This window comes from Vibrio sp. B1FIG11 (genome assembly GCF_905175335.1).
Lineage (GTDB): Bacteria > Pseudomonadota > Gammaproteobacteria > Enterobacterales > Vibrionaceae > Vibrio > Vibrio campbellii.
The window spans coordinates 580071-600630 of sequence record NZ_HG992751.1 but is presented as its reverse complement, the minus strand read 5'-3'; the positions used below and the strand labels follow the sequence as shown (position 1 = coordinate 600630).

Sequence of the window (20560 nt, the reverse complement as noted above, 5' to 3'; positions counted from 1 at the left end):
TCATGGCACTACTTATTACCGATAAGTGCATCAACTGTGACATGTGTGACCCAGAGTGCCCTAACGGTGCTATTACTATGGGTGACAGCATTTTCGAGATTGACCCAATGCTCTGTACTGAGTGCAAAGGCCACTACGAGAAGCCAACATGCCAGTCAGTGTGTCCTATTACAAAATGCATTATTACCGACCCTAATCATGTTGAAACTGAAGAGCAATTGCTAGAGAAGTTTGTGATTATTCAAGGGTTAGCGTAATCAAAAGGGGTTCAACTTTGCAGCCAAAGTTGAACCTTTTTTTAACCCGACTTTTCGATAGGAATGATGTTGCAAAACAGTTCTTTTTCGAAATGATACTCTAACTTTTCGCGCCAGTTTTCAGCTTGAGATACCGGTATCAAATAAAAATTTTCACGGCTCGTATCAGTAACGAAAGCTATTCCGTATTGCATCAGTTCGTAATGCACATCATTAACAAAACCTGGATCAAGGCGCTGACGCCCTGTCAGGTGATTAACATCCTCTCGAGTCAAATAGACCCCTTTAGTATCACTGCTAAATCTGTGTCTTAACCACTCTGCAAATTCTTTTGCACAAATCATAGTCATGGTTTTGTCCTTGATTAACTCTTTGGTGGGGAGACCGCCTCCTTTCCCACCTTAATACAGTAGTCTGCGTTGTCGTTTGTCCTTCACCAACCAACAGACATATTGCTAAGAAATCAGAGAATCGCGACGAAAAGATCTTTCTTGAAATTAAAGTTGCGAGTAACGAAAGCGAACGCAACCTTTTGTTTATGTTAGATTTCTATAATATGCCACCAAAACTAATCAGGTTAGTTTTTGTACTGGTATTATTCACTGTAGACAAAAGAATGATCTTTCTCCAGTTTCATAAAAAGAACTGGAAAAGGCATATGGATAGATTAATGAGGGGGGCAAAGGTCTTTAGTTCTTAGTGATCAACGATTGACACTGTGCTGGTATCACCTTTTGTTTTTTCGGCTTTGGTGTCACCTTAGGCTTGTTCTTCGCCACTGGAGGCGGCGTCGCTTTAGGTTTCCAACTAGCCAATTCAGCACCACAGCCATCTCCCACAGGAGGAGGTGCTTGGTTTACACAATTAGAGCTCGACTCAGGGCAAGTTAACCTGACATGAAAATGGTAGTGGTGTCCCCACCACGGACGCACCTTACGCAACCAAGCTCGGTCATTCTCTCCTTCCTGCTTACATAGCTGCTCCTTAATCACTGGATGAACAAAGATACGAGCCACGTCCTCACTTTGTGCCGCACTACGAATAAGCTCAAAATGCCGAGCCTCCCAGCGATGCTCTAGGATCTTGTATTTCTTGAGATCCACGACACTCATTGGCGTAGGAAGTTGAAGCTCATTATAGGAAAGTGGTTGATCAGCCAAACGCAGCCAAATATCAATGTCTAATCCCGTTTGATGGCTAGAATGGCCAGAAGAGAAGCGTCCGCCTCTTGCCAGTGACAAATCACCAATAAGTAACGTTGTATTCAGATCTTGGTTTGCTTTCAGTGCTAACTCTTCAACGAAATTTATTGTATGGGGGTGCCCATAGTAACGTTTCGTTTTACTTCGTAGCACCTGATAACCAATACCATCAAGAGGGAGAGGAGAAGCGCCATCTAAGCAGCCGTTTGCATAACTGCCAATAGAAGAAGAAATGTTTTTTGTGGGACCAGAGACCTGCTCCCACGGGGATGCATAGAGTGAAGCTGAGAATAAAAAACTTAAACAAAAAGAAAGACTCAGCTTCATCACGCTCATTCCTTAGTAGTGCTCACCATTATCATAGTAGCCTTTAGGAGAGAGTGCAGAGAAAATTACCGCAACGTCGATATCTTCACCTACGATGCCACGTACTTGCTTAGTAATCGCTTTGGCAACTTCGTCCTGAGTATCTTGTCCACGGTCGAACCACAACACCTCAACAAAAGGATAAGCGCTGCTTACTTCACCTTCACTGAAAAAAGTGGTGTAAATGTACTCAAACGTGAAATCTTCACGAGGGCAGTCCATTAATGGCTGTAGTTCATCAGTAAGAGGTTTTGACAGCGCTTGAACCGTTTGAGGTTCTACTGCTCTAAATCGAAGATGTGGCATAGACTTGCTTCCTAATTATTAGAATTCAGCGCCGATAATAACAGGAAGTCACCTTCTAATCACCTTGAGCGCTAGCTATCCGCCACAAAACTGGAGCATACCGTAAAGCCATAGCAGAGATTCGAAATCTTCGTCCCAACACAGCTATTTTGGTATTGGGAGAACACGCTACTCTTTTAACTAGGTTAATGCTCTTTTCTTCAGACGTAAAAGCCCCAGCATTTCTGCTGGGGCTTTAGAAAATGGCAGGGGTGGATTGGACCAGCACTCTGGAAATTTGATAAGACTTGCAACCAAGCGGGTTGACGCTCCAGCCGTCCAACTAGATTAGTACTCTTTCCTTCATATACGAAAAAGGCTCTAGCATTTCTGCTAGAGCCTTAAATATGGCAGGGGTGGAGAGATTCGAACTCCCAACACGCGGATTTGGAATCCGCTGCTCTGCCAATTGGAGCTACACCCCTGTAGTTCGTGTTTGATGAGACGACTCTCGAATAAGTGGCGGAGCGGACGGGACTCGAACCCGCGACCCCCGGCGTGACAGGCCGGTATTCTAACCAACTGAACTACCGCTCCGCACTGGTTAGACATTTAAGTCTAAATTTAAAGCCTGGCGATGTCCTACTCTCACATGGGGAAGCCCCACACTACCATCGGCGCTAATTCGTTTCACTTCTGAGTTCGGAATGGAAATCAGGTGGGTCCAAATCGCTATGGTCGCCAAGCAAATTCTTTATCAATTTGCTTGCAAATCGAATAATTCGGAAAGCTGTTTCAGTTCTTACACATTCAATTCGTTCTTGCTTTGAGTCCATCAAAACCCCTTGGGTGTTGTATGGTTAAGCCTCACGGGCAATTAGTACAGGTTAGCTCAACGCCTCACAACGCTTACACACCCTGCCTATCAACGTTCTAGTCTCGAACAACCCTTTAGGATACTTAAAGTATCAGGGAAGACTCATCTCAGGGCTCGCTTCCCGCTTAGATGCTTTCAGCGGTTATCGATTCCGAACTTAGCTACCGGGCAATGCGTCTGGCGACACAACCCGAACACCAGAGGTTCGTCCACTCCGGTCCTCTCGTACTAGGAGCAGCCCCCTTCAATCTTCCAACGCCCACGGCAGATAGGGACCGAACTGTCTCACGACGTTCTAAACCCAGCTCGCGTACCACTTTAAATGGCGAACAGCCATACCCTTGGGACCGACTTCAGCCCCAGGATGTGATGAGCCGACATCGAGGTGCCAAACACCGCCGTCGATATGAACTCTTGGGCGGTATCAGCCTGTTATCCCCGGAGTACCTTTTATCCGTTGAGCGATGGCCCTTCCATTCAGAACCACCGGATCACTATGACCTGCTTTCGCACCTGCTCGAATTGTCATTCTCGCAGTCAAGCGGGCTTATGCCATTGCACTAACCTCACGATGTCCAACCGTGATTAGCCCACCTTCGTGCTCCTCCGTTACGCTTTGGGAGGAGACCGCCCCAGTCAAACTACCCACCAGGCACTGTCCGCAACCCCGATGAGGGGTCAACGTTAGAACATCAACACTACAAGGGTGGTATTTCAAGGACGGCTCCACTAATACTGGCGTACTAGTTTCAAAGCCTCCCACCTATCCTACACATGTAGGGTCAATGTTCAGTGCCAAGCTGTAGTAAAGGTTCACGGGGTCTTTCCGTCTAGCCGCGGGTACACTGCATCTTCACAGCGATTTCAATTTCACTGAGTCTCGGGTGGAGACAGCGTGGCCATCATTACGCCATTCGTGCAGGTCGGAACTTACCCGACAAGGAATTTCGCTACCTTAGGACCGTTATAGTTACGGCCGCCGTTTACCGGGGCTTCGATCAAGAGCTTCGACCGAAGTCTAACCCCATCAATTAACCTTCCGGCACCGGGCAGGCGTCACACCGTATACGTCATCTTACGATTTTGCACAGTGCTGTGTTTTTAATAAACAGTTGCAGCCACCTGGTATCTGCGACTCTCAATAGCTCCATCCGCAAGGGACTTCACCGTCGAGAGCGTACCTTCTCCCGAAGTTACGGTACCATTTTGCCTAGTTCCTTCACCCGAGTTCTCTCAAGCGCCTTGGTATTCTCTACCCGACCACCTGTGTCGGTTTGGGGTACGATTCCTTACAATCTGAAGCTTAGAGGCTTTTCCTGGAAGCATGGCATCAATGACTTCACTACCGTAGTAGCTCGACGTCGTGTCTCAGCCTTAAGAAGAGCCGGATTTACCTAACTCTTCAGCCTACGCACTTGAACCTGGACAACCGTCGCCAGGCCCACCTAGCCTTCTCCGTCCCCCCATCGCAATTGTAAGAAGTACGGGAATATTAACCCGTTTCCCATCGACTACGCCTTTCGGCCTCGCCTTAGGGGTCGACTTACCCTGCCCCGATTAACGTTGGACAGGAACCCTTGGTCTTCCGGCGAGGAGGTTTTTCACCCCCTTTATCGTTACTCATGTCAGCATTCGCACTTCTGATACGTCCAGCATGCGTTACCACACACCTTCAACCGCTTACAGAACGCTCCCCTACCCAATGCACTAAAGTGCATTGCCGCAGCTTCGGTTTACTACTTAGCCCCGTTACATCTTCCGCGCAGGCCGACTCGACCAGTGAGCTATTACGCTTTCTTTAAATGATGGCTGCTTCTAAGCCAACATCCTGGCTGTCTGAGCCTTCCCACATCGTTTCCCACTTAGTAGTAATTTGGGACCTTAGCTGGCGGTCTGGGTTGTTTCCCTCTCCACGACGGACGTTAGCACCCGCCGTGTGTCTCCCGGATAGTACTTACTGGTATTCGGAGTTTGCAAAGGGTTGGTAAGTCGGGATGACCCCCTAGCCTTAACAGTGCTCTACCCCCAGTAGTATTCGTCCGAGGCGCTACCTAAATAGCTTTCGGGGAGAACCAGCTATCTCCAGGTTTGATTGGCCTTTCACCCCTAGCCACAAGTCATCCGCTAATTTTTCAACATTAGTCGGTTCGGTCCTCCAGTTGATGTTACTCAACCTTCAACCTGCCCATGGCTAGATCACCTGGTTTCGGGTCTATATCCAGAGACTGAACGCCCAGTTAAGACTCGGTTTCCCTACGGCTCCCCTAGATGGTTAACCTTGCCACTGAATATAAGTCGCTGACCCATTATACAAAAGGTACGCAGTCACACCACGAAGGTGCTCCTACTGCTTGTACGTACACGGTTTCAGGTTCTATTTCACTCCCCTCACAGGGGTTCTTTTCGCCTTTCCCTCACGGTACTGGTTCACTATCGGTCAGTCAGTAGTATTTAGCCTTGGAGGATGGTCCCCCCATATTCAGACAGGATATCACGTGTCCCGCCCTACTCGATTTCACTTTAAATGCGTTGCCGGTTACGGGGCTATCACCCTGTATCGCACAACTTTCCAGAAGTTTCACCTGACGCATAAAAAGCTTAAGGGCTAATCCAATTTCGCTCGCCGCTACTTTCGGAATCTCGGTTGATTTCTTTTCCTCGGGGTACTTAGATGTTTCAGTTCCCCCGGTTCGCCTCGCTACGCTATGTATTCACGCAGCGATACTAGCTTATGCTAGTGGGTTTCCCCATTCGGAAATCCCAGACTCAAATGGTTTTTACTACCTAATCTGGGCTTATCGCAAGTTAATACGTCCTTCATCGCCTCTGACTGCCAAGGCATCCACCGTGTACGCTTAGTCACTTAACCATACAACCCGAAGGAGTTTCGAGTTGAAATCAAATCACCAAAGTTGTCTGCAATTTTTATACATGATGCAGACTCGATTTTGCCGGACTCAAATTCCAAGAACACTTGAATGTGTTGTATTGGTGTTTGTCATAAAGACAAACATTGAGAACTTTACAAACAAACTTAAAAGTTTGTTTTGTCAGCTTTCCAAATTGTTAAAGAGCTAATCACTTCTTATGAAGTAACCATTTTTAAAAACTCTCAAGAGAGAATGTTTAAAGATGGTATCCCGTAGGGGAGTCGAACCCCTGTTACCGCCGTGAAAGGGCGGTGTCCTAGGCCTCTAGACGAACGGGACACTGTAGGTTGTTTTGCTAAAAGCAGAAACAATCTAGCTAGTGGTGGAGCTAATCGGGATCGAACCGATGACCTCTTCGCTGCCAGCGAAGCGCTCTCCCAGCTGAGCTATAGCCCCACATAAATCGCTTCAGCATTTTATGCAGAACCAATCTTTGCTCTGAAATTTAAACCATATCAATCTGTGTGGACACTCATCGTGACTCATTTGTCTTCACTTTTTAAAAGTGAAAGCAAACTATCCGTATCGTATAAGGAGGTGATCCAGCGCCAGGTTCCCCTAGCGCTACCTTGTTACGACTTCACCCCAGTCATGAACCACAAAGTGGTAAGCGTCCTCCCGAAGGTTAAACTACCTACTTCTTTTGCAGCCCACTCCCATGGTGTGACGGGCGGTGTGTACAAGGCCCGGGAACGTATTCACCGTGGCATTCTGATCCACGATTACTAGCGATTCCGACTTCACGGAGTCGAGTTGCAGACTCCGATCCGGACTACGACGCACTTTTTGGGATTCGCTCACTCTCGCAAGTTGGCCGCCCTCTGTATGCGCCATTGTAGCACGTGTGTAGCCCTACTCGTAAGGGCCATGATGACTTGACGTCGTCCCCACCTTCCTCCGGTTTATCACCGGCAGTCTCCCTGGAGTTCCCGACATTACTCGCTGGCAAACAAGGATAAGGGTTGCGCTCGTTGCGGGACTTAACCCAACATTTCACAACACGAGCTGACGACAGCCATGCAGCACCTGTCTCAGAGTTCCCGAAGGCACCAATCCATCTCTGGAAAGTTCTCTGGATGTCAAGAGTAGGTAAGGTTCTTCGCGTTGCATCGAATTAAACCACATGCTCCACCGCTTGTGCGGGCCCCCGTCAATTCATTTGAGTTTTAATCTTGCGACCGTACTCCCCAGGCGGTCTACTTAACGCGTTAGCTCCGAAAGCCACGGCTCAAGGCCACAACCTCCAAGTAGACATCGTTTACGGCGTGGACTACCAGGGTATCTAATCCTGTTTGCTCCCCACGCTTTCGCATCTGAGTGTCAGTATCTGTCCAGGGGGCCGCCTTCGCCACCGGTATTCCTTCAGATCTCTACGCATTTCACCGCTACACCTGAAATTCTACCCCCCTCTACAGTACTCTAGTCTGCCAGTTTCAAATGCAATTCCGAGGTTGAGCCCCGGGCTTTCACATCTGACTTAACAAACCACCTGCATGCGCTTTACGCCCAGTAATTCCGATTAACGCTCGCACCCTCCGTATTACCGCGGCTGCTGGCACGGAGTTAGCCGGTGCTTCTTCTGTCGCTAACGTCAAATAATGCAGCTATTAACTACACTACCTTCCTCACGACTGAAAGTGCTTTACAACCCGAAGGCCTTCTTCACACACGCGGCATGGCTGCATCAGGCTTGCGCCCATTGTGCAATATTCCCCACTGCTGCCTCCCGTAGGAGTCTGGACCGTGTCTCAGTTCCAGTGTGGCTGATCATCCTCTCAGACCAGCTAGGGATCGTCGCCTTGGTGAGCCCTTACCTCACCAACTAGCTAATCCCACCTAGGCATATCCTGACGCGAGAGGCCCGAAGGTCCCCCTCTTTGGCCCGTAGGCATTATGCGGTATTAGCCATCGTTTCCAATGGTTATCCCCCACATCAGGGCAATTTCCTAGGCATTACTCACCCGTCCGCCGCTCGACGCCGTTATCGTTCCCCGAAGGTTCAGATAACTCGTTTCCGCTCGACTTGCATGTGTTAGGCCTGCCGCCAGCGTTCAATCTGAGCCATGATCAAACTCTTCAATTTAAGATTTTGTTCGGCTCAATGAATACTGAACATTCCTTTCGCTAATAAATAGCAGAAGTAATGCTTGAATTGACTGTGCTGAGTCTTTAGACTCAATGGTCACTTCGTTTCATTGAAACCTAATTTGAAACCGAAGTTTCTAATTGGATTATCATCAACGAGTGCCCACACAGATTGATAGGTTCTTATTTTTAAAGAGCACACTCTGAAGTTCTCTTCAAAGTGGAGGGCCATTTTAGCGAGATAACTTATCGTGTCAAACACTTTTTTAAGTTATTTCTCTGTGAGTTACTTTCGAACTCACTGACCTTGTTATCTCGACTTCGCTTTGTTTGCTTTCCCGTGACAACGGAGGCGCATTATAGGGAGTTCGTTTAGGAACACAAGCCTATTTTTCAAAAAAACTTATCTTTTTGGTTCGTTCGTACAGAAAACAATCAAAACCCAATAAAAGTGCATTAAAAAGGGGGCTAACGCCCCCTAAAACTTGAACTTGATCTCACTTTTCAGTGCATTGATGCAATTACTGGTGAGCAATGATTTGGTCGTTGTTCACAATCAACTGTACTTTCTTGTCTGGCAAGATTTGGCCAGCCAAGATTGATTTCGCTAATGGGTTCTCAACATTCTGTTGAATTGCACGTTTTAAAGGTCGCGCACCATAGACAGGATCGAAACCAACTTGAGCAATCAAATCGAGGGCTTTCTCGGATACCTCTAATTGATAACCTTTTTCTTCTAAGCGTTTCGCTAGACGCTCAAGCTGAATAGATGCAATCGACTTAATGTGCTCTTGACCAAGCGGGTGGAATACCACACTTTCATCAACACGGTTTAAGAACTCTGGGCGGAAGTGCTTGCTAACCACATCCATTACTTCATTCTTAATACCTTGGTAATCCAACGTCGCAAAGTTCTCCTGGATACGAGCAGAACCCAAGTTCGAAGTCATGATCACTACAGTGTTACGGAAATCCACCGTTCTACCCTGACCATCAGTTAGCCGACCATCATCCAATACTTGCAGCAGAATATTGAACACATCTGGGTGTGCCTTCTCTACTTCATCTAATAGGATGACAGAATAAGGTTTACGGCGAACTGCTTCTGTTAAATAGCCACCTTCTTCATAGCCAACATAACCCGGAGGCGCACCAACCAATCTCGCCACAGAGTGTTTCTCCATGAACTCGGACATATCGATACGTACCATGGCATCTTCACTATCAAACATGAAGCTCGCGAGTGTCTTACATAGCTCTGTTTTACCCACACCTGTTGGACCTAAGAATAAGAAGGAACCAATCGGTTTGTTTGGATCGGATAAGCCAGCTCGACTACGACGAATTGCGTTAGACACCACTTCAACCGCTTCTGCCTGACCAATCACACGTTTGTGCAGTACCTCTTCCATGCGGAGCAGTTTTTCTTTTTCTGCTTCGAGCATTTTAGAAACGGGGATACCCGTTTGCTTAGAGAGTACTTCTGCAATCTCGTTGTCCGTCACCTTATTCCGCAATAGAGTCATTTCTTGCATTTCAGCTTGAGTAGCAAGATCAAGTTGCTTTTCAAGTTCAGGAATACGGCCGTATTGCAATTCGGACATGCGGTTTAGGTCACCAGCACGGCGTGCAAAGTCCATATCCATACGAGCTTGCTCTAGTTCACCTTTAATATGTTGCGTACCAGAGAGTGCGGCTTTTTCAGCATTCCACACTTCTTCTAGCTCTGCATACTCGCGCTCTTTTTCATTCAATTCTTCATTAAGCACATCCAAGCGCTTTTCACTTGCTTCATCATGCTCGTTGCTCAGCGCTTGCTGCTCGATCTTAAGTTGGATGATTTTACGTTCGAGCTTGTCTAAAGACTCCGGCTTGGAGTCGATCTGTAGACGAATGCTAGAGGCTGCTTCATCAATAAGGTCGATTGCTTTATCAGGCAATTGACGATCCGAAACATAACGATGCGACAAGCTCGCAGCTGCTACGATCGCTGGGTCGGTAATTTCTACGTGATGGTGAAGCTCATAGCGCTCTTTCAAACCACGCAGAATGGCAATCGTATCTTCTACTGTTGGCTCATCCACCAGCACTTTTTGGAAACGACGCTCAAGTGCGGCATCTTTCTCTATATATTGGCGGTATTCATCCAATGTAGTCGCGCCTACACAGTGGAGTTCACCACGAGCCAATGCTGGTTTTAGCATGTTACCGGCATCCATAGAGCCTTCGCCCTTGCCCGCGCCAACCATGGTATGAAGCTCATCAATAAATAGAATGACGTTGCCTTCTTCTTTGGCTAGTTCATTCAATACCGATTTCAAACGCTCTTCAAATTCACCACGGTATTTTGCACCTGCAACAAGTGCGCCCATATCTAACGAAAGTACGCGGCGACCACGTAGCCCCTCTGGTACTTCATTATTAATGATGCGCTGAGCCAAGCCCTCTACGATAGCGGTTTTACCCACACCTGGTTCACCAATGATCACTGGGTTGTTCTTGGTACGACGCTGCAATACTTGGATGGTACGGCGGATTTCATCATCACGGCCGATAACAGGATCTAACTTACCCTGCTCTGCGCGTTCTGTTAGGTCTATGGTGAACTTTTCCAATGCTTGGCGTAGTTCTTCCGCGTTCGGGTCATTGACCTTTTGACCACCTCTGATCTTTTCGATCGCTTGGCTGACTTTCTGCTCGGTCAAGCCCATCTCTTTTAATAGCTGACCAAGTGGGCCACGGTCTTCTAATGCTGCAAGCAAAAAGACTTCGGAAGAGATATAGGAGTCCTGACGCTTTTGAGCCACTTTGTCACATAAATTGAAAACTGTCCCCATAGAGCTAGACAGCTGAACATCACCGCCGATGCCACTTACTTTAGGTAGTCGGTCTAACATTTCGCTCAATTTAGAGCGTAGATGAGTCACGTCAACATCTAACATGGTTAGCAGTGGACGAATTGGGCTACCGTTCTGATCAAGCAATGCCACCATTAGGTGCACAGGTTCGATATATTGATGATCGCGCCCTAACGCTAATGACTGAGCATCAGAGATAGCGATTTGAAACTTACTTGTGAATCTATCAAGACGCATATCTTTCTTCCTAACCTCAACTTAAGAAAATTCTTTTGACAGTTAGAAAGATGGATACGCAGAGCGGGAATTTCAAGGGAGTGAATTAATAAAGATAGCTTTGCAAAAATGAAGCTATGCATCTCAACACTTTTGAGTTGTACTGTTCAGTCTTCAATCCAAATAAAAGTGGCTTGTCGACCCGTCACACCATCACGACGATAGGAATAGAAGTCTTCTTTGTCTTGGAAAGTACACAACCCTGAATCGAATACCTGAGTAATGCCAAATTTATTGAGACGCTGAGTTGCAAGCTTGGACATATCCGCCAGCCACTTCCCTTCAACATCACGGGGGATAAATGCTTGATGGGCTTGTGAGTCGAAATCCACAAAGGCTTGCAGGACATCTTCGCCGACTTCAAATGCTTGAGGACCAATAGCAGGACCAAGCCACGCCATAACTTCACCAGAAAACAACTCGAGGGCGTTTTCAACGATACCATTTGCTAAGCCGCGCCAACCAGCATGAACGGCCGCAACTTGGGTGCCTTGCGTATTGGTTAATAAAACGGGCAAGCAGTCCGCTGTCATCGCTGAACAAACAACCTGACTTGAAGAAGTAAACACGCCATCCGCATCGAGTAATTGCGTTGTTGGATCACTAACTTGAGCAACCACTGTAGAATGGGTTTGATTCAACCAGATTGGCGCACTAGGCATCTTTGCTTGTTGCGCCAACCAGTCACGGTTCTTTTCTACGATGGACAAGTCATCCCCAACATGAGCACCAAGGTTAAGCCCTTGATAAGGCGCAGTCGAAAAGCCTCCGACTCTGGTAGAGGCGAAAGCTTTAACGTTTTTTGGTGCTGGCCAGTTAGAGAGTATCGTCTTCATATTAGAACTCGTCAGGCAGACCGAACTCTTCTGTATCTTTACGTAGCGCTTCTGTCATTTCTACCATGTCATCCGGTACTGGAGCGTGAAACTCTAGCTCTTCACCAGTAACAGGATGATCGAAACGCAGCATTACCGCGTGCAGTGCTTGGCGGTCAAAACCACGGATCATTTCCGTTAGTTCTTCTGAAGCGCCAGTTGGGATACGAGCACGGCCACCGTATGCAGTATCACCTAGTAGCGGATGCTGTAGGTAAGACATATGAACACGGATTTGGTGCGTACGACCGGTTTCTAGGCGAAGACGGATACGCGTGTGTTCACGGAAGTGCTCCGCAACACGGTAGTGCGTTACCGCAGGTTTACCCATTGGAGCAACTGCCATTAGCGTACGTTTAGTAGAGTGACGACCAATTGGTTTATCCACTTTACCGCCCGCCGTCATACGACCGATTGCAATCGCTTCGTACTCACGAGTGATGTTACGTTTTTGCAGCGCGCGTACTAGACGAGTTTGTGCCGGAACAGTTTTCGCGACCACCATTAGACCTGTAGTGTCCTTATCCAGACGGTGCACGATACCTGCACGAGGTACTTCTGCGATATCTGGGTAGTGATGCAGCAATGCGTTTAGTACTGTGCCGTCTGGCGTACCCGCGCCAGGGTGTACTACAAAATCACGAGGCTTGTTGATTACGATGATGTCTTCATCTTCGTAGACGATATCTAGCGGGATATCTTGTGCTTCCCAGCGTTCTTCATCTTCCAGCTCGGCTTGCAAGGTAATTTCCTCGCCACCCATTACTCTGGTGCGAGGTTTAGTGACAACTTCACCATTCACTTGTACTTTCCCTGCAAGCAACCACTCTTTCAAGCGAGAGCGAGAGAAGTCCGCGAATAATTCGGCGATAGCTTGGTCTAAACGTTGACCTAATTGGCTATCTTTTACGGTGTTGGTTAAAACAATCTGCTGAGCCATATCGAACTTTTTTAAAAACTGTGAGACTAATGCTCACGACTGTGGAAAAATAGACTATTACGTCATTGTATCTGTTACTGGAAAGAAAGTAACGGCAGCTTAAGAAATATTTAGATTCAAGGAACAGACTCCTGATATGAAACATCAGACTTTAACAGGCCTTTTAGCGGTATCCCTTCTGTTTGGCTGTGCAAGCAAAGAAGAAATCGTTCCTGATGTGCCACCTTCTGAACTGTATGCAGACGCGCAAACTTCTCTGCAAAGCGGTAACTGGCTTTCTGCCATCGAAAAACTAGAAGCTTTGGATTCGCGTTACCCGTTTGGTGCCTACTCTGAGCAGGTACAACTTGACCTTATCTACGCGTACTACAAAAACGATGACCTAGCATTAGGTCTGGCAACGATCTCTCGCTTTATGCGTTTGAACCCAACTCACGAAAAAATGGACTGGGTTTTGTACATGCGTGGTTTGAGCCACATGGCGCAAGACCGTAACTTCATGCATGACTTGTTCAACGTTGATCGTAGTGACCGTGATCCAGAGCCAGTGAAGAAAGCATTCGACGACTTCAAAAAGCTGCTAGAACGTTACCCGAACAGCCCATATGCGGAAGATTCACAGAAACGTATGGTGGCGCTAAAGAACCGTCTTGCAAACTACGATCTAGCGACGGCAGACTTCTACTTGCGTCGTGAAGCTTGGATTGCAGCGATCAACCGTTCTCAAGAGCTGCAAAAAGCGTTTCCTGACACAGAAGCGGCGCGCAAATCACTTGAGATTCAGTTAGAAGCCTACAAGCAATTGAAACTGGATGACGCCGTTGCAAGAACGGAAGAGCTTATCAAGCTTAACCCAGCAAACTAATCCTAAGCCGCCACAGCCCAAACTGTGGCGGTTTTGTTTTCAACCACCATCAATTTTGTCTTATCCTTTCTCGTTACCACATTCACTTACTTGATGATTTTTTAAGCAACACATATGCTTAAAGTTCTCCTCCACCATTAACATGGATGTGAATGTGACCCTATCAAAGCTATGGGCGGGACTGTTGATCCTACTCTCCACTTCGAGTTTTGCGCTCGAACTGTCCCCTCTCAGACAACCACCTTACACCGGCGATCTCGACATTATCAAAGAGAAAAATGTTCTGCGAGTTTTGGTGTCTGCCGATCTTGGTTTCTATTACATCGAAGGTGGGGAGCCAAAAGGCATTGGTGCAGAGTTACTGGCTCATTTCGAAAAAGATCTTCGTAAACTCAAACCTAAAATCAATATTCAAATCATTCCCGTTTCTAGAGATCAGCTACTTCCCTCACTAAAACAAGGCTTAGGGGATTTAGTCGTCGCGAACCTCACTATCACCGATGCGCGTAAGAGATCAGTTAGCTTCAGCGATCCTGTCATAACTGGAATTCAAGAGTGGGTGGTCACCGATAAAGACACGCCAGCAATGACCAAGATTGAACAACTGAGTGGTAAGGAGATTTGGGTTCGTGCTAGCTCAAGCTATTTTGAGAGCATTCAAGCCTTAAATAAAAAGCTCAACAAGAAAGGCTTGCCCCCAGTTGTGGTGCATTTTATCGAAGAAACACTACAAGATTACGAATTGGTGGGGATGCTAAACAATGGCTACGTCAAAGCCATCGTACTAGATAGTCACAAAGCCAAGCTGTGGATGAACTTTATGGGTGGCATCCGTGCGCACACCAAGATTCCTATTCGTAAAGGCGGCGAGATCGCTTGGGCCATGCGCCACGACAGTCCTGAGTTAATGAAGGTCGTAAATAAGTTCATTCGCACCGCCAAATCCGGAACCTTACTTGGCAACGTCATTTACGGTAAATACATCGACAATACCAATTGGCTCAACAAAGCGCTCAACCCAAAAAAGATCGCTCAACTTGAAAAACTCTCTTCTTTATTTTCTAAGTATGGCGAGAAATATGATTTCGATTATCTGCTCATTGCAGCGGTAGCGTATCAAGAGTCTGGGTTCGACAACAACTTAGCTTCCAGTCGTGGAGCTGTCGGCATCATGCAGATCTTACCAAGTACAGCGAGTGACCCTAATGTAAACATTAAGGACATTCGTAACTTAGAAAATAATGTCCATGCGGGCGTAAAATACATGGCGTTTCTACGTCGCTATTACTTCAGTGATGGTGCCATCAGTAAAGAGAATAAGCTCTATTTAACTTTAGCGGCATACAATGCGGGACCAGGGAATATAGAGAGAATGCGTAAGCGCGCGGCTCAACAAGGCTACGATCCGAATGTCTGGTTCAATAATGTGGAAGTGGTTACGCGACAAAGTTTAGGAGAAACCGTCAGGTACGTAACCAATGTGAACCGCTACTATGTGATCTACAAACAGTTAGAAAGCCTTGATCTGGCGAAAACACTCGACAGCGTTCTACTCGTGCCAGATGACCCCATCTTTATGACTCCCTTACGAAGAGTCAGTCAAACGCCCTAAGTAACAAACCTCAGGCCCAAAAACCAAAAACGCCGCTCAAAGCATGAGCGCGTTTTTGAATCTAACTTACTGTGCACTTTAAGAGTGATCTGATTCACATCTTTGTTCTGGTTAATTTTTGACTAACTAGAATTACAGGCCGTATAACTCCCCTAAAAACGGGTTAGTTTTCAGCTCAGTACTCTATCCAATCTAATGATTTCGAATCCGATAACAAGCAATTTTCACATAAATCTGAGGAGATCTTGAGTGAGATCACATTCATTTTTCATCTCGAAAACTCCAACCAAAAACGTGATATGTGTCACACTATTTTCTCCTCAAAGCGGTAATCTGAATTCAACCCATGAGGGATGACACAGAGGAAAAACATTTATGACAATGAACATCACTGGTAAAAACATCGAAATCACCTCTGCAATCCGTGCTCATATTGAGAGCAAATTTAAAAAGCTGGAGAAATGGCAGGTAGACATCATCGGATGCCAAGCAACTTTCAGTGAGGAACCAAATAAACAGAAGAAATTCGAAGCCATTATTAAAGTTCCTAAAGGCCAGCTAATCGCCTCAGCAACTCACGAAGATCTTTACGCAGCTATCAATGAAGTGGAGCAAAAACTAGAACGACAACTGAATAAGCTGACCCACAAACCAGAAGCTCGACGTGCAAGTAAGCCTGAGCTAGTGGAAGAAGAAGAGTAAACGCCCCAGATTGAGGAAGTAGCGCCGAAAGGCGCTATTTTTTTGCTTGACGCTCCCCGCCTGCTTGCTTATTGTGTTTAAACACTCACAAATTAAGCACTATTTATGCATTCAACAAACCTGTTTCTTTTTGACTTCTTTTTCCTTCCATAGTTGGAGGGGCTAACTCGTTTGTGAAAGAAAAGTCAAAAACAAACAGAAAGCCTCCCACATCGGGGGGCTTTTTTTATAAGGAAAGAATTGATGACTGACCAACCTATTTCCCTGGAAGAAATTCGTTTACGTTTGAATGAGCTCGATGACGAGCTTTTGAGCCTATTATCTGAGCGCCGCAAACTCAGTATTGAAGTAGCAAAAAGCAAAGTTCAAACTTCGAAACCTGTTCGTGATGCAGTCCGTGAGCAACAACTTCTGGTAAAACTGATCACCAACGGCCGTGATAAATACGAACTCGATGCTCAGTACATCACCAAACTTTTCCACACCATTATTGAAGATTCTGTCCTTCTTCAACAAAGCTACCTGCAAAACCTCGTTAATCCACTGCAAAGCCGTAAACCTCTTGCTCGTGTTGCTTTCCTTGGTGCCAAGGGCTCTTATTCACACCTTGCTAGCCGCGAATACTTCAGCCGCAAGAACACAGAGCTAATTGAGCTTAACTGTGAACACTTCAAAGAAGTAACTCAGACCGTCGAATCTGGTCATGCTGATTATGGTGTTCTGCCAATTGAAAACACCAGTTCAGGCTCTATCAATGAGGTCTACGACCTACTGCAACACACGACGCTGTACATCGTTGGTGAATTGACTCAACCGATTGAGCATTGCCTAGTGGCGACTAAAGACATTCGTCTCGAGAACATCAAAACACTTTACTCACATCCGCAGCCACACCAGCAATGCAGCGAGTTTTTAAGCCGTATGAAAGGTGTGAAGCTAGAGTCCTGTGCAAGTACTGCAGATGCAATGCAAAAGGTACAAGAGCTTAATCGTGATGACGTAGCAGCAATCGGCAATGCTTCAAGCGGTAAGCTTTACGGCTTGCAAGCGATTCAAGGCAACATCGCAAACCAAACTGAAAACCATACTCGTTTTATCGTCGTTGCTCGTAAACCGGTTGAGGTATCCACGCAGATTCCAGCTAAGACAACCCTGATCATGTCGACGTCACAAGAAGCAGGCTCACTGGTTCAAACACTATTGGTCATTCAGCGTTACGGCATCAATATGACCAAGCTAGAGTCGCGTCCAATCATGGGGAATCCATGGGAAGAAATGTTCTACGTTGATCTCGAATCCCACCTTGGTTCTAACGAGATGCAACAAGCGATTGATGAGCTAACAAAGATCACTAAGCACTTGAAAGTACTGGGTTGCTATCCAAGTGAGAACGTAAAGCCGACTCAAGTAAAACTAAGCTAACGGACTATTGTAAGTAAAAAGTACATGGTAGGTAAAAAGATCATGGCAACCCAAAAGGTCGTAATCGCTTCCTTAAACCCAGCAAAAATCAAAGCGGTAGAGAGCGCTTTTCAAAGTGCTTTCTCAGAGCAAAGTTTTGAGTTTGTTGGTGTCAGCGTTCCAAGTGAAGTCGCAGATCAACCGATGTCGAATGAAGAAACTCATCTCGGCGCATTGAACCGAGTCCGTAACGCAAAAACAGAAATGCCGAAGGCGGATTTCTACGTAGGTTTAGAAGCAGGGATTGAAGGAAAAGTCACTTTTGCTTGGATGGTGATTGAGTCCGACACACATCGTGGGGAATCACGCTCTGCAAGCCTTATGTTGCCACCTGAGGTATTACAAAAGCTGGAACATGCCAATGAGCTTGGGGACGTGATGGATGCAGTATTTGGTACCGACAACATCAAACAGAAAGGTGGTGCAATTGGTTTGCTGACTCAAAACCAACTAACGCGCAGTTCGGTCTACCATCAAGCTTTAATTCTGGCGTTGATTCCGTTTACCAATCCAGAGCATTTTCCGGCTAACCTATAGCAGTAAGGCGCTTGTTAAGAGTATTGCAGCTCATAAGCGTGAAAAATACATATTAAAAAGGGCGGTAATTCCGCCCTTTTTGCTGTCTGTAACTCAGAGAGTTCGACCCAAAGATTATTAGGCACCCTGCTCTAATAATGTCTTGAGTTTGTCTTTGTCCGTATCCGACTTCGACTTTAACTCATTCGAACCACGAGTGATGGTGGCAATACCCACTCCAAGCATTTGACTGATTTGGCGCTGAGAAAGCTCGCCCTTGAGCAGTTCATTCAGAATGTTGACGCGTGCAGTAAGCGACTCTCTCTCATCTGGCGTCATCAACATGGTTAACAACATCTCATGTTGCTGGTTATCCACGCTAGAACGGATCAGTTCGACAATCTGTTGCCAGTCTTTGTACTCAGGTTCGTGTGACATCAAGTTACCTCACTCAATACTTGGTATTGATCTCATTTGGGGTCAAGAACGAACCGTCTACACCTAAAAGGTCGCGGTAGTATGTCTCAAACATCAAAATGTTCTGCACATAACCACGCGTTTCTTTAAATGAAATCGCTTCAATAAAGGAATAAGCATCGACTTTTCCTTGAGTTCGCTCTCGCCACATTTTTACTCGGTTAGGTCCTGCATTATAAGCAGCGAGCGCGAAAATACGATTATTATCGTAATCCTCCATCAAACCTTGTAAGTAGTGACTGCCAATCTCAATGTTCTTACCCACGTTATAAAGGTCTTGTGTCCCTTGATACTTGAGCTTGTACTTGTTCGCCGTGTACTTCGCAGTCGCAGGCATAATTTGCATTAGACCACGAGCCCCTACTGGAGAACGCGCTTCCGAGTCCAAAGCACTTTCTTGTCGTGCTAACGACATCATCGTAATTGGATCGATGTTGTGCTTCTCAGCATAGAAGTTGAACCACCAGCGATGCGCCACCGGGAAACGCAGCGGGATGTTATCCCACATTTGTGCTTCGATACTCGCGATAACAGTAAGATTGTGCCAACGCTTAGATGCTGCATATGCTGCTAGCTGAGCTTTCTCATCTTTACCGACACTGCGGAGTAAGTGCGCCCATTCGCTCTTTGCTGCCGCAATCTTATCAGTTTCAATCAACTCATGGATTCGGGCCAACGACTTTTGGTACGGCTGTATGACTTTCTTGTCTAGCTTAACCGAGCTTGATGGGTACTTGATTGACTGACCTATCGCATTGGCAGCAGCGACGCTGTAAAAGTTACGCTGGCCAACCAGTTTTGCTAAACGTTGCTTACCTGCGACTTCATTACCAAGCGCAATCTCACTACGTCCTAGCCAGTATTGCCACCGAAGAGTCGCTTGCTCTTGCTCATTCAGTACCGCAATCCACTTCTGTACCCCTTTCCAATCGCCATTTTGAATCGACAAACGAATGCGGCTTTCAATCAGAGGCAGATCTTGGCTGGTTTTGGTTTTGTCATCACGCCACTGAGCAAGTGAATCTGACTCAGTACGAATCAAACGAATCGCAATGTAATCGGCTAATGCTTGCGCTTTTTCTGATGAGAACTTTTGTCCTTTCACTACCGTCGCATAAGCCTCTTGTGCTTGCTTGGTGTTCTTGCGTGCGAGTTTTTCGAGTGCATATTCACTCTGAGCGCGGTTGAAATCATTCGCAGGTTGCTTCTTGGCAAATGCAGCGACCGTTTCTGGCTTATCAAACAACGCTTTCATTGCTTTAGCTTGTTGCTTCGCTTTAGCCGATTCAGGCAGTTTTTGCAGGTAGCTAATCAAGCCACCATTGCGCGCATCAAACGCCAACAACATGCGTTGCAGAATCAATTCATCGGTACGCTCCCCCGCTTTGTCCCAAGCGGAGAACAACGGATCACACTCGTCAGCGATGCTCTTTCCACGCAACCACATATGCTCAGCGCCTTTAAATGCGGCGACTTGCTTACCTTGTTTTAATTGAGCAACGTAGAAAATACATTGGTAACGCTCGCCACTTGGCTCCACTTTCTGGAACTCGGTAATGGTTTTCCAATCTTTCTGACGATAAAGGTTATCTAAGTAAGGGGCGCGAATTCGACGTGAGAATGGAAAAGCCTCGTGGTCACTAATAAATTCGTCTACCTGTTGTGGAGACTTACTCGATAATTGCCTCAGAAACACCCGATAATCCACATAAGGGGTGAGTGGATAACTGGCAATTTTAGAACGGATAGACAAATAGCCATCGATGTCATTCTTGTCTAGTAAATCTTGAGCTTGTTCATAAACTTGGCGCTGTTTTTCTAGGCTCAGCGCAGCGTTTGCTGACACACTTACCGCACATAAAGCGGCTGCGTAGCATACTCTTTTAGCCAATTCCGATACGTTGAATCTCATGTGCGTCATTTTCCCCAGACGTTTCTCACTTCATTTCTCACCACTGCTGAATACAGGCGTGGTA

The 20560-nt window shown here is 46.4% G+C and carries 14 protein-coding genes, 4 tRNA genes, 3 rRNA genes and 1 other annotated feature; of the genes, 6 read left to right on the top strand and 15 right to left on the bottom strand.

The genetic code is table 11. The features are described from left to right. Window positions 1-2 precede the first annotated feature (2 nt). Window positions 3-257, top strand: coding sequence for a YfhL family 4Fe-4S dicluster ferredoxin (locus KHO06_RS02770; RefSeq protein ID WP_005424835.1), 255 nt, complete (start codon window positions 3-5; stop codon window positions 255-257). A gap of 41 nt (window positions 258-298) precedes the next feature. Here the strand turns inward: KHO06_RS02770 and KHO06_RS02765 are convergent, their stop codons facing one another. The 13 genes from KHO06_RS02765 to rluD form a co-directional block, all read right to left on the bottom strand. Beyond that, window positions 299-607 (bottom strand): hypothetical protein, encoded by a 309-nt coding sequence (locus KHO06_RS02765; RefSeq protein ID WP_005424765.1) that lies wholly within the window; start codon window positions 605-607, stop codon window positions 299-301. A gap of 339 nt (window positions 608-946) precedes the next feature. Continuing rightward, window positions 947-1786, bottom strand: a complete 840-nt coding sequence (gene mepA / locus KHO06_RS02760) for a penicillin-insensitive murein endopeptidase (RefSeq protein WP_005424778.1) — start codon at window positions 1784-1786, stop codon at window positions 947-949. Window positions 1787-1798: 12 nt separating this feature from the next. Then, a complete protein-coding gene (locus tag KHO06_RS02755) occupies window positions 1799-2131 on the bottom strand; it encodes a DUF1904 domain-containing protein (RefSeq protein ID WP_005424824.1) in 333 nt (110 codons plus the stop codon). A 387-nt stretch (window positions 2132-2518) separates the two neighbouring features. After that, window positions 2519-2595: transfer RNA gene (locus KHO06_RS02750), tRNA-Trp, on the bottom strand. A 35-nt stretch (window positions 2596-2630) separates the two neighbouring features. Then, window positions 2631-2707, bottom strand: a tRNA-Asp gene (locus KHO06_RS02745). 32 nt (window positions 2708-2739) lie between these two features. Then, window positions 2740-2856, bottom strand: a 5S ribosomal RNA gene (gene rrf, locus KHO06_RS02740). Between the two features lie 110 nt (window positions 2857-2966). Beyond that, window positions 2967-5856: ribosomal RNA gene (locus KHO06_RS02735) — 23S ribosomal RNA — on the bottom strand. Between the two features lie 264 nt (window positions 5857-6120). Next, window positions 6121-6196 (bottom strand) — tRNA-Glu (locus KHO06_RS02730). 41 nt (window positions 6197-6237) lie between these two features. Next, a tRNA-Ala gene (locus tag KHO06_RS02725) sits at window positions 6238-6313 on the bottom strand. A 134-nt stretch (window positions 6314-6447) separates the two neighbouring features. Beyond that, window positions 6448-8000, bottom strand: a 16S ribosomal RNA gene (locus KHO06_RS02720). Together the 16S, 23S and 5S rRNA genes with 4 tRNA genes alongside form the textbook arrangement of a ribosomal RNA operon. A gap of 523 nt (window positions 8001-8523) precedes the next feature. After that, window positions 8524-11097: an ATP-dependent chaperone ClpB gene (gene clpB, locus KHO06_RS02715; RefSeq protein WP_038893011.1), complete on the bottom strand. Its 2574-nt coding sequence runs from the start codon at window positions 11095-11097 to the stop codon at window positions 8524-8526. A 146-nt stretch (window positions 11098-11243) separates the two neighbouring features. After that, window positions 11244-11972, bottom strand: a complete 729-nt coding sequence (gene pgeF / locus KHO06_RS02710) for a peptidoglycan editing factor PgeF (RefSeq protein WP_212582061.1) — start codon at window positions 11970-11972, stop codon at window positions 11244-11246. Between the two features lies 1 nt (window position 11973). Then, window positions 11974-12951, bottom strand: coding sequence for a 23S rRNA pseudouridine(1911/1915/1917) synthase RluD (gene rluD, locus KHO06_RS02705; RefSeq protein ID WP_005425317.1), 978 nt, complete (start codon window positions 12949-12951; stop codon window positions 11974-11976). A 136-nt stretch (window positions 12952-13087) separates the two neighbouring features. Here rluD and KHO06_RS02700 point away from each other — a divergent pair, with 136 nt between their 5' ends. The 5 genes from KHO06_RS02700 to yjjX all read left to right on the top strand — a co-directional run bounded on the left by KHO06_RS02700 (window position 13088) and on the right by yjjX (window position 18128). After that, a complete protein-coding gene (locus tag KHO06_RS02700; RefSeq protein WP_005425318.1) occupies window positions 13088-13816 on the top strand; it encodes an outer membrane protein assembly factor BamD in 729 nt (242 codons plus the stop codon). A gap of 142 nt (window positions 13817-13958) precedes the next feature. Continuing rightward, the gene (locus KHO06_RS02695; RefSeq protein WP_212582060.1) at window positions 13959-15428 is read left to right on the top strand and encodes a lytic transglycosylase F; all 1470 of its coding nucleotides are present in this window, start codon (window positions 13959-13961) and stop codon (window positions 15426-15428) included. Window positions 15429-15803: 375 nt separating this feature from the next. Beyond that, window positions 15804-16130: a ribosome-associated translation inhibitor RaiA gene (gene raiA / locus KHO06_RS02690; protein ID WP_005425319.1), complete on the top strand. Its 327-nt coding sequence runs from the start codon at window positions 15804-15806 to the stop codon at window positions 16128-16130. A gap of 108 nt (window positions 16131-16238) precedes the next feature. Beyond that, window positions 16239-16360: a sequence feature (Phe leader region), on the top strand. A 13-nt stretch (window positions 16361-16373) separates the two neighbouring features. Beyond that, window positions 16374-17552 (top strand): prephenate dehydratase, encoded by a 1179-nt coding sequence (pheA, locus tag KHO06_RS02685; protein WP_005533293.1) that lies wholly within the window; start codon window positions 16374-16376, stop codon window positions 17550-17552. 42 nt (window positions 17553-17594) lie between these two features. Continuing rightward, window positions 17595-18128, top strand: coding sequence for an inosine/xanthosine triphosphatase (gene yjjX / locus KHO06_RS02680; RefSeq protein ID WP_033000294.1), 534 nt, complete (start codon window positions 17595-17597; stop codon window positions 18126-18128). Between the two features lie 117 nt (window positions 18129-18245). Here yjjX and trpR read toward each other — a convergent pair whose 3' ends face one another. Both trpR and KHO06_RS02670 read right to left on the bottom strand, forming a co-directional pair. After that, on the bottom strand, window positions 18246-18545 hold the full coding sequence (gene trpR / locus KHO06_RS02675) for a trp operon repressor (RefSeq protein ID WP_212582059.1): 300 nt from the start codon (window positions 18543-18545) through the stop codon (window positions 18246-18248). A gap of 13 nt (window positions 18546-18558) precedes the next feature. After that, window positions 18559-20505: a transglycosylase SLT domain-containing protein gene (locus KHO06_RS02670; protein WP_050914561.1), complete on the bottom strand. Its 1947-nt coding sequence runs from the start codon at window positions 20503-20505 to the stop codon at window positions 18559-18561. Window positions 20506-20560: the final 55 nt, after the last annotated feature.